The 13,412-nt window shown below is 42.9% G+C and carries 13 protein-coding genes; 12 read left to right on the forward strand and 1 reads right to left on the reverse strand.

Annotated features, from left to right (window positions below):
• Positions 1-144: 144 nt before the first annotated feature.
• The 8 genes from MN199_RS06955 (at position 145) to MN199_RS06990 (ending at position 10,001) form a co-directional block, all read left to right on the forward strand.
• Positions 145-1,098, forward strand: coding sequence for an AAA family ATPase (locus tag MN199_RS06955; RefSeq protein ID WP_132583775.1), 954 nt, complete (start codon positions 145-147; stop codon positions 1,096-1,098).
• A complete protein-coding gene (locus MN199_RS06960) occupies positions 1,067-2,041 on the forward strand; it encodes a DUF58 domain-containing protein (RefSeq protein WP_335738876.1) in 975 nt (324 codons plus the stop codon). Before MN199_RS06955 ends, MN199_RS06960 begins: the two co-directional genes overlap by 32 nt.
• Complete coding sequence (locus MN199_RS06965; protein ID WP_335738877.1) at positions 2,034-2,519, forward strand: DUF4381 domain-containing protein; 486 nt, start codon at positions 2,034-2,036, stop codon at positions 2,517-2,519. The genes MN199_RS06960 and MN199_RS06965 overlap by 8 nt, the downstream gene beginning before the upstream one ends.
• Positions 2,512-3,504: a vWA domain-containing protein gene (locus tag MN199_RS06970; protein ID WP_335738878.1), complete on the forward strand. Its 993-nt coding sequence runs from the start codon at positions 2,512-2,514 to the stop codon at positions 3,502-3,504. The genes MN199_RS06965 and MN199_RS06970 overlap by 8 nt, the downstream gene beginning before the upstream one ends.
• Complete coding sequence (locus MN199_RS06975) at positions 3,494-5,305, forward strand: VWA domain-containing protein (protein ID WP_335738879.1); 1,812 nt, start codon at positions 3,494-3,496, stop codon at positions 5,303-5,305. Before MN199_RS06970 ends, MN199_RS06975 begins: the two co-directional genes overlap by 11 nt.
• Positions 5,299-6,978 (forward strand): BatD family protein, encoded by a 1,680-nt coding sequence (locus tag MN199_RS06980; protein WP_335738880.1) that lies wholly within the window; start codon positions 5,299-5,301, stop codon positions 6,976-6,978. The genes MN199_RS06975 and MN199_RS06980 overlap by 7 nt, the downstream gene beginning before the upstream one ends.
• A 191-nt stretch (positions 6,979-7,169) precedes the next feature.
• Positions 7,170-8,681, forward strand: a complete 1,512-nt coding sequence (gene putP, locus MN199_RS06985; protein WP_132583787.1) for a sodium/proline symporter PutP — start codon at positions 7,170-7,172, stop codon at positions 8,679-8,681.
• 99 nt (positions 8,682-8,780) lie between these two features.
• Positions 8,781-10,001: an EAL and HDOD domain-containing protein gene (locus MN199_RS06990; RefSeq protein WP_132583789.1), complete on the forward strand. Its 1,221-nt coding sequence runs from the start codon at positions 8,781-8,783 to the stop codon at positions 9,999-10,001.
• Between the two features lie 26 nt (positions 10,002-10,027).
• Here the strand turns inward: MN199_RS06990 and MN199_RS06995 are convergent, their stop codons facing one another.
• Positions 10,028-10,342, reverse strand: a complete 315-nt coding sequence (locus MN199_RS06995; protein ID WP_132583791.1) for a ComEA family DNA-binding protein — start codon at positions 10,340-10,342, stop codon at positions 10,028-10,030.
• Positions 10,343-10,695: 353 nt separating this feature from the next.
• On the opposite strand from MN199_RS06995, the gene MN199_RS07000 reads away from it, so the two are divergent.
• From MN199_RS07000 to folX, 4 genes are all read left to right on the forward strand, one after another.
• A complete protein-coding gene (locus tag MN199_RS07000) occupies positions 10,696-10,953 on the forward strand; it encodes a PepSY domain-containing protein (protein WP_132583793.1) in 258 nt (85 codons plus the stop codon).
• Positions 10,953-11,630 (forward strand): response regulator transcription factor, encoded by a 678-nt coding sequence (locus tag MN199_RS07005; protein WP_132583795.1) that lies wholly within the window; start codon positions 10,953-10,955, stop codon positions 11,628-11,630. The genes MN199_RS07000 and MN199_RS07005 overlap by 1 nt, the downstream gene beginning before the upstream one ends.
• A 1-nt stretch (position 11,631) precedes the next feature.
• Positions 11,632-12,942, forward strand: a complete 1,311-nt coding sequence (locus MN199_RS07010) for an ATP-binding protein (protein WP_132583797.1) — start codon at positions 11,632-11,634, stop codon at positions 12,940-12,942.
• Between the two features lie 78 nt (positions 12,943-13,020).
• Positions 13,021-13,386, forward strand: coding sequence for a dihydroneopterin triphosphate 2'-epimerase (gene folX / locus MN199_RS07015; protein WP_132583799.1), 366 nt, complete (start codon positions 13,021-13,023; stop codon positions 13,384-13,386).
• The last annotated feature ends 26 nt before the right edge of the window (positions 13,387-13,412 follow it).

Raw genomic sequence — 13,412 nt, forward strand, 5'->3', positions numbered from 1 at the left:
GTAACGACAGTCGACGAAAATTAAAACACTTGTTTTAATGCAAACTGAACCATATTTAAGTTATAACGTCTTAGCCTAGCCCGTTTTTATGGCTAATGGCGATAAAACAATCAATAAATCCAATTAATTAAGACTGATAACATTATGGTAAACGCATTTTCTAATTTAAAAGCCTACCTCGACAGTCAGGTGCTTGGCCAGTCTGAACTGACTGAAGGTATTTTGCTGGCATTACTGGCCAATGGTCACTTATTAGTAGAAGGCCCGCCAGGGCTAGCAAAAACCCGCGCAGTTAATGCATTAGCCCACTGTGTTGAAGGTCAGTTTCATCGAATTCAATTTACGCCCGATTTGTTACCTGCCGATTTAACCGGTACGGATATTTACCGGCCAGAAACCGGTAAGTTTGAATTTCAAAGCGGGCCATTATTTCATCATATTATTTTAGCCGATGAAATTAACCGCGCACCCGCTAAAGTGCAGTCGGCTCTGCTTGAAGCAATGGCTGAAAAACAAGTTACCGTGGGGCGTAATACGTATCCACTACCAGAACTATTTTTAGTCATGGCAACGCAAAATCCACTAGAGCAAGAAGGTACTTACCCTTTACCTGAGGCGCAACTCGACCGGTTTTTATTGCATTTAAAGGTAGATTACCCGGATGCCGTAACCGAGCTGGCCATATTACACCTAACTCGCAATGAAGCGCTTAGTGGCGAACACGCCGCGGTATCACCTATTAGCCAAGCTGATATTTTTGCTGCGCGTAAAGCCATTTTACAATTGCATATGGCCGATAGCCTTGAGCAATATATAGTGCAACTTATTATGGCCACCCGTAACGCCAAAGCATACAGCGACAAACTTGCCAGCTGGATTGGTTACGGCGCCAGCCCGCGTGCGACTATTGCGGTAGAACGTTGCGCCCGCGCTAAAGCCTGGCTTGCCGGGCGAGATTTTGTTACTCCAGATGATGTACAAGCGGTATTTCACAATGCACTGCGCCATCGCATCATTCTAACTTATGCTGCCGAAGCAGAAGGCATTAGCACGGATAAAGTGTTAAGTGAAATTTTACGTTTGGTACCATCAGCCTAATATGAGCCAGATGTCACCTCAGCAATGGCTGCAGCAAAACGGGGCTAACGGCACAAGCTTAGCGCTACCCGAGCTGTTATGGTATCAGCGCTATACCAAGGTATTGGATTTAACACCCGGTATGGCTATTCATAGCAAACTGGCCGGTACTTACTTGGCAAAAAGTAAAGGCCGAGGTATGGAATTTGACGAAGTTCGCCATTACCAAAATGGTGACGATGTACGCACCATCGATTGGCGCGTAACCGCTCGCACTGGCAAAGTTCACACTAAGTTGTTTCGTGAAGAAAAAGAGCGACCGGTGTTTATTCTAACCGATCTTGGCAACAGCATGCGTTTTGGCTCAAATTTACTGTTTAAATCGGTGCAAGCAGCACATTTAGCCGCAGTTATCGCTTGGCATGTTAAACAACGCGGCGATAAACTCGGTGGCTTGGTGTTTAGCCAACAGCAGCATATTGAACTTAAACCGCAAAGCCGCAGTAATGGCGTATTGCGTTATTTTCATGCGCTTACCGAGGTACATCAAGCACAATCGGGTAGCCGAGGCTTAAACCTAAATGAAGCGCTTAGCCAAATACGGCGCTTAGTGCGCCCCGGTAGCATGCTGTATATCTTGTCTGACTTTAACGATTTTGACGACAACGGCTTACGCCATATTCGTGCCATTCGTCAGCATAATGAAGTTAGCTGTTGCGCTATTACCGATCCTTTAGACTTAATGCTACCCGATAATAGCCAAGGTCTTGCCGCTATCAGTGATGGCCAAGATACCCGTTATATTGAGCTTGGCAGCGCGGTACTAAAACAACGTTATGCGCAACAACAGCAAGCGTGGCAGCAACAGCTAAAACACCACACAAGCCAACTTGGCTGTAAGTGGTTAGCCGTAAATGCTGCCGAGCCTGTACTTAGCCAATTAGAGAGAAAGTGGTATGGCTGATACACCTTCGCCATTAGAACAACTGGCTGACATTAGCGAGCCAGAACTAATATTAAACTTTGCCTTAGCCCCGATCTGGTGGCTATTAATCGCGCTGCTGCTTATTGGTTTGCTATTTTTAGCGGTACATTGTTATCAACGCTGGCGGTATTTTGCGGCCAAACGCGAAGCGTTAACATTGCTCGACAATATTAGTAACGATGCGTTAGCGGCAGCTAGCATCAACCAATTATTAAAACGGGTAACACAGCATTATCAGCCTCACCACCCAGCGTTAAGCCTAAGCATAACGCAATGGCAACATTGGCTCAGCACTGAATGTAACCAGCCCCTGCCGGATTTAAGCCTGCTATTGTATCAACAAGGCCACCATGCTGAAGCGGTAACTCAGTTTCAACAGTTTGCTAAAGCGTGGTTAATAAAATATCGCGGTGCAGCGCCAACCTCTGCCGTCATATCGGAGGTAAGCCATGCTTGAATTTGGTTATCCTTGGCTCGCTTTATTGGTGTTTCTACCTTTATTACTGCGCATAAAGCGCAGTGCGCAAACCGAAGCGGCAATAACATTACCAGCGCTAGCTAAACTTACCGATGCCTCAAGCCAAACGAGTCGGCATTGGCTTAGCCTAAACTCAGTGCTCGCATTATTAATTTGGTTACTGCTAGTCACTGCGGCTACGCAGCCTCGCTGGTTGGGCGAGCCTATTACTATGCCGCAACAAGGTCGAGATCTTATGCTTGCGTTAGATTTGTCTGGCTCAATGGAAATTGCCGATATGCTCTATAATGGTCAGAGCATGAACCGGCTTGATGCGGTAAAACAAGTGGTTAGTGATTTTTTAAAACGCCGTCAAGGCGATAGAATAGGCCTCATTTTATTTGCTGATGCGGCCTACCAGCAAACGCCGTTAACCTTCGATTTAGTCACCGTACAAAAAATGCTTGATGATAGCGTACTACGTTTAGTTGGCACCCGCACCGCAATTGGTGAAGCTATAGGTTTAGCGGTAAAGCGACTTAATACCTATGAAAGCTCAAACAAAGTACTTATTTTACTTAGTGACGGTGCTAACACCGCAGGTAATATTCAACCGTTAGAAGCACTGCAACTGGCCAAAGCTGCAGGAGTGAAAATTCATACCGTAGGCGTGGGTGCAGAACAAATGATCCAACAAAGTGTGTTTGGTCAACGTATTATTAACCCGTCACATGATCTGGACGAGCCACTACTTATTCAACTAGCCGAAGAAACCAACGGCCGTTATTTTAGAGCTCGCGATTTAAACGAGTTGAATAAAATATATCAACTTATTGACCAGCTAGAACCGATAGAGCGTGACGGCGTAACTTACCGGCCACAGCGCAGCTTACTGCATTGGCCGTTAGGCTTAGCCCTAGTGTTATCATTTGTACTTGCTGCCTTTAGCATTAACTGGCGTGGAGTAGCTAAACATGCTGGCTGATTTTCATTTTTTACGCCCATTATGGTTATTCTCATTGCTACCGGCGTTATTACTAGCGGTATTAGTGTACTTTTATCGGCGTGAACAAAGCCCTTGGCATAATCTTATTGCCCCACATTTACAGCAGGCGCTATTAGGTGGCCAGTTGCTGCTAAAACGTCAGCCCATGGCGCTACCTTTATTAGTGGTGTGTTGGTTTATTACTAGCATTGCGCTAGCCGGCCCTAGTTGGCAAAAACTACCCCAGCCCGCATTTGCGCTAAAAAAAGCCAGTGTCCTAGTGTTAGACATGTCACTGTCAATGCGTGCGACCGACATGGCGCCAGATCGTTTAACGCAGATGCGCTTTGCCGCATTAGATTATACCGAGCAGGTAAAAGAGGGGGAGCTAGCACTGCTTAGTTTCGCCGGTGATGCTTATGTTATTTCGCCACTGACACCAGATAACAACAATATCCGTTTACTTATTCCAGACTTAAAACCGGAGATAATGCCGGTACAGGGCTCTAACTTACTCGCAGCATTGCAACAAGCTGATAAATTACTGCTGCAAGCCGGTTACCCACGTGGTGACGTAGTGGTTTTTACTGACGGTTTTGACCGTGAAAGTTACCAAGAAATACTCGATCTTATTAATAAATGGCCTCATCGTTTATCTATTGTCGGTTTTGGCACTGAACAAGGTGCACCCATCCAGCTGGAAACTGGTGAGTTACTAAAAAACCGTAGCGGCGCGGTGGTTATTCCCAAACTGCCACAAGCTCAACTAGCTGCTTTAGCTAAGCGCAGTGGTGGTGTATATACACAAGCCAATATCAACGCTGATGCGCTAGACAGCATTATTAACCAGCCGGCACTGTCCGCTTTAGACCAAGCCGATACCAGTAAGCAAATACAGGGCGATCAGTGGCAAGACAATGCTATTTATTTAGTGTGGTTGTTACTACCTCTGCTACTGCTAAGCCGCAAATATAGCAGTCTGTTGGCTATCGGCTTTATAATGCTGCTGCCCCACCCGGCCAAAGCCATTGAATGGCGGGATATCTGGCAAACTAAACAACAACAAGCGCAGCAAGATTACGCCAATGGTCATTACAACCAAGCACAGCAAAAATTCACCGATCCACTATGGCAAGGCAATGCGGCCTATAGAAATAGTGATTTTAAAGCCGCTGAACAGGCCTTTCGTGATGCGGCAAAAACGAACCCTTCTGTTGATGCCTTGCATAACTTAGGCAATAGCCTAGCACAGCAGCAACGTTATCAAGAGGCGCTAGATGCCTATCAGCAGGCGTTAGAACTTAACCCCGATTTCACTTCAGCCGCCAAGAATGCGCAACTGATGCAGCAACTGCTTGAACAGCAGCAAGAGCAACAACAGCAAGACAAGCAGCAACAAAAACAACAGGATGGTGAAAAACAACAGCAACAAAAGTCTGACGAGCAATCAAAAAGTGAAGATGGTAGCGACTCAGACACTGACAACAATGAAAGCTCTCAAACACAACAAGCTGAGCCTGAACAAAATACCGAGCAAGAACAACAAGCTCAGCAACAAGAGGCTCAAACGCAACAAGCTGCACCAATCAGTGAGCCAGAGCTAACTGATGAAGAGCAACAACAGCAAAAAGCGATTCATGAAACTTGGCCTAATGCCACCAAAGAGCAGCAGCAACAGCTAGATAACTTGCTACGAAAAGTACAAGACGATCCCTCCCTGTTGCTACGGAATAAAATGTATTTAGAATATTTAAAACGGCAGCAACAGCGCTTGCCAACCGGAGCTAATGAACAATGGTAAAAACGTTACTGCTGACGGTAGCCCTACTACTAAGCTTACCGCTACATGCGCTAACTAAACTTAGCGCCAGTGTGGATAAAAACCCAGCGCTTCGAGGCGAAGCTGTAACATTAGAAATAACTGCCGATGCCAAAGTAGCCACTGATGCACTTAACTTTCGGGTGTTAGAACAACACTTTACGGTAATGCTGCCGTCAATTAGCACTAGCACGCAAATTATTAATGGCCAAGCCAGCCAGAGCACGCGTTGGCGCGTGGTGTTACTACCCAAAGCCAGTGGTGACTTCACTATTCCCGCATTTACGTTACAAGGCTTAACTACTGAGCCTATCAATGTGCAAATACTCGATGGCTCGGTAGCAAAAAATGCCAATAATAACCAGCAACTGTTTCTTGAAGCCGAATTAGAACCGCAACAACTCTATGTGCAGCAACTGGGCTATTATCAGGTCACTATTTATTTTAATGGTGATTTACAGCGTGGTTCTTTATCAGAGCCTCAACTGGATGACGCCAGTATTAGCCAAGTGGGCCAAGATGTCGAAGGCTCAAAACTGGTGAACGGCATTCGTTATCGCACTATTACTCGTCGCTATGCTGTTACGCCGCAGCGCAGTGGTAACTACACTATTTTACCCCCCACTTTTAGTGGCGAAATGCTTGACCGCGACAGTGCCCGTTATAATTATTTTGCCGCGACCAAAACGGTACTGCAACAAGCACAACCAATAGACGTTAAAGTTAACGCAATACCCGACAGCTTTCCTGGTGATTGGTTAGTTGCCGGCCTTGTTACTTTAACTGAAGAATGGAACCCCAATATTGACGAGCTAAAACAAGGCGAACCCGTTACACGGATTATTACCTTATCCGCGGTCGATGTAGCAGAAAACCAACTGCCTGAACTAAAGCAAGGCTTCCCCGATGGCCTGCGCTTATATCAAGAACAACCGCAAGCGAAAAGTGCCGAACGAAGTGGCCGTTTAGTGGCGCAAAAAATATTTACTACTGCCGTTATTGCCAATAAAGCCGGTGTATTAGAATTACCCGAAGTTGCACTGCCATGGTGGAATAGCCAAACCAATAAGCTTGATTATGCAAAATTACCCGCTCGTACGTTAACGGTTGCCGCCAGTGCTGTTAGCTCAAGTAACAACGCAGATGTGGCTGACTCGCAACTAACGCAAACAGATAGCCAATCAGTGATCCCAGTTTCGCAACCTAACTACGGTGTTGAGGCGTCATCGTGGCAATGGAACTACCTAACAACGCTAATGCTAGCACTTTGGTTATTAAGCCTATTTATTATCTACGTATGGTTGCAGCTAAAAACACCGGCAAAACAGCAACTTAACTTGCACAGTCGCGTTGCTTTTAATAGTAATGTTTTAAAGCGCGCCTGTGAGCAAGGCGATCCTCAACTTGCTAGAGATGAGTTACTACGGTTCGCCCATCAACAGCTCGATACGCGCTGCTTATCAATTAGCGAACTAAGTAACATCATTACCGCAGCCGAGTTAAAGCAACAATTAACCAGCTTAAATAGTGCGCTCTATGGCAACAGCAACGAAAAATGGCAAGGTGCGCAGTTATGGCAGGCTTGGCAGCAATACCACACCACAAAAACCGCCACCGCACTAAAGAGCAGTTTGCCACCGCTTTACCCAACTTAATTCGTCCCATTTAAGTGGTTATCTAACTTTATGCAGCGCATGCTTTCCGCTTAATACTGGTAAGCATGCAAACAACTTGTTAGCATAAGCTCGACCTCAAAACCTGATGTTATATCAGGTATTTTTTTTACTGAGTTTTGGTTAGACCCGCGTTAACCAAAGCTTAGCGGCTGCTATAAGGAGAAACTGTTTTGGAAACAGGCACACTAATTTCATTAGGTTTATATTTCATTGTTATGCTGGCAATTGGTTTATACGGCTATAAAACCTCAACCAACGACGTATCTGGCTATATGCTAGGTGGCCGCAAATTAGGCCCTGCGGTAACGGCGTTATCTGCTGGCGCTTCAGACATGAGTGGCTGGATGCTAATGGGTGTGCCTGGTGCTATGTATTTATCTGGTATTAGCAGTGGCTGGATTGCGCTTGGACTGCTGGTTGGCGCTTATCTTAATTATGTTATCGTTGCACCAAGGCTAAGAATTTATACTGAAATAGCCAATGACTCGATAACTATCCCTGATTACTTTGAAAACCGTTTTGCTGATAAAACTCGCATTTTACGTATTGTTTCTTCTATTGTTATTGTGTTGTTTTTCACACTATATACCTCATCAGGTGTTGTTGCCGGCGGTAAACTATTTGAAAGCTCTTTTAGTTTAAGTTACGAACTAGGGCTTTATGTAACCGCCGGTGTCGTGGTTGCTTACACCTTATTCGGTGGCTTTTTAGCTGTTAGCATCACCGACTTTGTTCAAGGCTGTATTATGTTAGTTTCACTGGTGCTGGTGCCAGTAGTTGCCTTTGATCACCTTGGTGGATTTAGCGAGGTAATGACCCAAGTTAGCGCAATTAAACCTGAACTTCTAAACCCCTTTGTTGATGCTAACACCGGCAAAGCAATGTCAATCTTAGCTATTATTTCGCTATTATCTTGGGGTTTTGGGTATTTTGGCCAACCGCATATTATTGTGCGCTTTATGGCAATTCGCTCGGTAAAAGATATTAAAATGGCACGTAAAATTGGCATGAGCTGGATGTTTGTCACTTTGTTAGGCGCAGTAATGACGGGCTTGGTCGGTATTGCTTATATTGCCAACACTAAGATGTCATTAACCGATCCCGAAACTATTTTTATAGTATTTTCACAGTTTTTGTTTCATCCGCTTATTTCTGGTTTTCTATTAGCCGCAATATTAGCGGCAATTATGAGTACTATTTCATCTCAATTATTAGTTACCTCAAGCTCGTTAACTGAAGATTTTTATAAAACCTTTGTAAAACGTGATGCATCACAGCGCGAACTGGTTATGGTCGGTCGTCTGTCAGTATTAGCCGTAGCCTTAGTTGCAATTATGCTAGCTTATGATAGGGAAAGTTCTATATTAACCTTAGTTAGTAATGCTTGGGCCGGGTTTGGCGCGGCTTTCGGCCCGTTAGTGGTGTTTAGCTTATATTGGAAACGTATGACATTTGCTGGTGCACTAAGTGGCATTGTCAGTGGTGCCATAACTGTACTAATCTGGATTTACGCGCCGATACTGGATAATGGCGCAACGCTAAGTAGTTTGGTTTACGAAATTTTACCTGGTGTTATTATTAGCAGCCTATGCATTGTTATTGTTAGTAAACTAACCTCTGCGCCGGCGCCAGAAATTACAACCCTATTTAATAACATGCAGCAAAAACTAAAACAGGTTTAAATATAATTAACCGGCGAGGCAAGCTAAAAATTAGTGTACCTCGCTGTTATATTTTTGCTAGATTAGTACTCTGGTGTTCATTTTTGAGATAGAACATTTATGTATTTTTATGCAGCTAGACAGCCAATATTAGATCGCAATAAGCAACTTTACGCTTACGAATTATTATTTCGTGATGGTTTAGAAAACGCATTTCCTGAAATAGATGGTAATGAAGCAACATCTCGTATGGTAGAAGGCAGCCAATTTAGTTTTGGTTTAGATGATTTCATTGATGATAAACTTGGTTTTATAAATTTCACACTGGAAACCTTAGTTAAAAAGTACCCCACTATGCTGCCTAAAGAGCAAGTGGTAGTAGAAATTTTAGAAACAATCCAACCTGGAAAACGCTTACTAGCCGAATGTCAGCATTTAAAGGAACAGGGTTATACCCTAGCGCTTGACGACTATATTCATCAAAATGTTTGGCGCCATTTTTACCCCTATATTGATATTATCAAAATTGATTTTCGCACTACTACTACAGACACGATCAACGAAATAAAGCTAGCTTTAACAGATTTTCCTCATATTAAATTGATAGCAGAAAAAGTTGAGACTAACGAAGAATTCCAACTCGCGATGGAATTAGGCTTTAGCTATTTTCAGGGTTTTTTCTTTTCTAAACCGGAAATGATGCAAAGTAAGGCATTGTCACCTGCACAAATGACGCTGGCCGAATTACTGTATGAAACCTCAAAACCAGAAGTGGATTTAAATAAAATTACTGATGTATTTCAACGCGATGTACATTTGTCGTATAAATTATTGCGCTACAGTAACTCAGCTGTTTTTAAGCGTCGAACCGAAATTGAAACCATTAAACAGGCGTTGGTGGTATTAGGGCAAGCTGAGCTAAAGAAATTTTTATCATTATTATTCACCGCACAAATTAGTAGCGATAAACCAGCAGAATTAATGCGTATGTCAATGACCCGCGCTCGCTTTGCCGAAGGCTTAGCGCAACTGCACGGTAAAGTAGATACCGCTAAGGCATTTTTAACCGGCTTAATGTCATTAATGGATGCTATTTTAGATGAACCCATTGATAGCGTAATGAGTAAACTTCCTCTAGCTAAAGAAATCAAAGCCGCGTTGGTAGAAAAAGAAGGTGTACTTGCCGACTACGTTCAACTGATTAAATTCTATGAAACAGCGCAGTGGCAAGAAGCTAGTCAGGCTATTAGTGCACTGCAGTTACCCAGTGAACAAGTACCCAATGCCTACCATACCGCAGTGCAATGGGCTAACGAACAAATGAAAGCCCTGGGAGACTAGTTCCAGGGCTTTGTTGTCGTATTGCGTTAATTAAAACTCATATAAGGGCTTATTTTAGCCGCCAACTTGTCACCAATACCTTTTACTTTAGTTAACTGCGCTTGATCTTTTATCGGGCCATTTTCCGCAATATAATCTCGTATCGCTTGAGCTTTCTTTTTACCTAAGCCAGGTATTGCTTCTAACTGCTCTAACGACGCAGTATTTACTTTTACTTTTTCTATCTTATGTTCTGCTGCACTCACCTTAGTTAACTTATCAGGTGCCGGCGCATTAGCCATGCAGACATTAGCCGTTAACGTTAATGCGGTCATACCTAAAGCTAATAGTAATCTTTTCATATTAATCATCCTTAAAGTGGCTCTCTTTCCCTGATGACAACCTAACCACCAGCTGGCTTATCTGGGTTGGCGCAGTAACCAAAAAGACAAACTATAACAATCAGTACCAGAGAGCCCTACTGCCAACAACTTTAAAATAGCCAATATCCTTACATTTGCAATATTTTAATAACATTGTTGCGCTAAAATATTAAAAGAACATTCAGCGCTAATTAAGTCTTAACTGGTTATCTTTCCATAAAATAAACCCCGTTATTTTAACCTCACGGGCATTACATCTTAGACACGCCACCTAAGATAATTGCTGCTTCATTAATAGTTAGGTAAAGTACGGCTGTATATTGGAGAGAACAATGCTTAACATCAGAGTTTTTTTGCTTGCAATAGTGCTATTGTTCGCTAGCTCGCCGCAAGCCAAAGGGCAAGCAGATAAGCCAGCAGTGAGCCGTGAACAAGCTGCAGCGTTAGCGCAAGAACGCTATCCAGGTAAAATTGTTAAAGTGCAAACCGAAAATAAACAATATCGGATCAGAGTGTTACAGGCCGATGGTCGAGTAGTAACAGTATTAGTCGATGGCCAATCGGGCCGGGTTAAAAGGGATGGAATTTAATGCGTTTACTTGTAGTTGAAGATGAAAGTCTATTAGCGCAAAAAATTAAAGAGCAGTTACAACAACAACAGTTCAGTGTTGATGTTGCTGTTGATGGTGATGATGGTTGGTTTAAATTGTCAGAGTATCCTTATGATCTCGCCATTATTGATATTGGTTTACCCAAGATGGATGGCCTGTCGTTAATACGTAAAGCTCGGCAAGCCGGAATAAAAGCACCCATTATTATACTTACTGCTCGCGGTAGCTGGCAGGAAAAAGTGGAAGGCTTAGATGCCGGTGCGGATGACTACCTCACTAAGCCTTTTCATACTGAAGAGTTATTAGCCCGCTGTAACGCCCTAATCCGAAGAGCAGCAGGACAACCCGAGCCAACCTTATCATCCGGCCCTATTTCATTAAACAGCCGCACACAGCAAGTATGGCATAAAGAAGATGAAGTAAGCCTAACAGCCTATGAATACAAAGTACTAGAGTACTTTATGCTGAACCCAAACAAAGTAATTTCTAAAACCGAGTTAACCGAACATATTTATGATCAAGACTTTGATTTAGATAGCAATGTAATTGAAGTTTTTGTTTTACGTTTACGTAAAAAGTTGGATCCTGACGGCGAGCTGAAACCCATTGAAACGCTGCGCGGTCGAGGCTATCGTTTTACGCTAACAGTAGCTTAATATGTCGTTATCTTTAAAGCTGCGGCAGATATTGGTCAGTATTTTTTTACTGCTGTTTCTGCTGCCTAGTTCTTTCGTTGCCATAGACCGTGCATTTTATACTCAGCTATTAACCAGCGCTGAGCAAAAAATGGAAGTGCATATGTACGCTATTTTATCTGAACTTAGTGTGTCAGAAGATAAAGTAGAATTATTAAATAATGCACTTACTCCGGATTTTTATCGGCCAGATTCTGGCCTTAGCGCTTACATTACTCATGAACAAGAAGTTGTATGGCAATCTGATTCGTCATTAAATCAGCATTTCTTCCCGCCAGTAGAAGGCTTGCCACCAGGCGAGCATTTATTCCAGAACATGCAGCAAAATACTAACGATTATTGGGTATTATCTATTGCGCTTTTATTTGATGCAGAAGAATACACCCGACCATTAACCGTACACGTTGTACAAACGAATCAACGGCTGATAGCACCACAATTAGCGTTTAGAGCCACGTTAATTCAATGGTTTATCGGTATAGGACTAATGCTATTATTATTAATGCTATTGGCTTATTACTGGACAACTAAACCACTTTCACGCTTAGACCATGAGATCCGTCGCGTTGAAAATGGTAGCCAAGAACAGCTAAATGCAAACTATCCAGCAGAGCTTAGTATTATTAAAGAAGATCTTAATTTATTACTAGCAAACCAAAATAGGCAAAAACAACGTTATCGTCACCATCTGAGTGACTTGGCCCATGCACTTAAAACGCCAGTAGCGGTGTTAAATACCTCGGCGCTAAGCCAACAACCTGAATTAAAAGAGCAACTCGATCGTATTACTGCGATGATCGAGCATCAGTTAAAGCGAGCTGCAAGCTCTGGACAAGATATTTGGAAAAAACAAATAGCCATAAAACCGCTAGTTGAAAAATTAGTGTCGGCCCTGAGCAAAATTTATCGAGATAAGAATGTGCACATACAAGTTAATTGTGCCGACGACTGCATGTTTCGTGGTGATGAAACCGATTTAATGGAAGTTCTAGGTAATTTATTAGATAACGCCTATAAAGCTTGTCGCCATAACGTTGCCGTTAATATTAGCCAAAAACCACAATTAGTGTTGTGTATTGAAGATGACGGCCCTGGTGTTGCAGTAGAAAAACGCAAGCAACTATTTGAACGCGGTACCAGGCTAGATACTTATCATGAAGGCCATGGCGTCGGTTTAGCCATTGTTGCCGAGTTAGTAGAATCCTATTCGGGAAATATTCAACTAGATAGTAGCGATTTAGGCGGTGCGCGCTTTCGTATACAATTTAATTAAGCTTTACTAGCCCTTCTGATCGAAATATCTGATCCTTACGTAAAGCATTGCTAGCATTAATATTTAGTGGAATTAAAAATGGAATTAAATAATTTAGCCGTAATTAAAATTAAAAATTTACGTTTACGTACATTTATTGGCATTAATGAAGATGAAATAAACAATAAACAAGATGTAATTGTTAACGCTAAAATTCATTACAGCGCAGTAGCCGCAGTCACCACAGACAATATGGATAACGCGTTAAATTACCGTACTATTACAAAAAAAATTATTGCGTTAGTTGAACAGCAACGTTTTTCATTACTTGAAAAACTCACTGCCGATGTTCTAGCCATTGCTTCTGAGCACCCTTCAGTGCGCTACGCCGAAGTTGAAATTGATAAACCTTATGCGCTTCGCTTTGCCGATTCAGTATCACTGACACTCTCCGTAAACAAATAAGCTCTATACTACAGCTTAGGTAAACG

It is taken from the genome of Rheinheimera metallidurans (assembly GCF_036983985.1).
Classification (GTDB): domain Bacteria; phylum Pseudomonadota; class Gammaproteobacteria; order Enterobacterales; family Alteromonadaceae; genus Alishewanella; species Alishewanella metallidurans.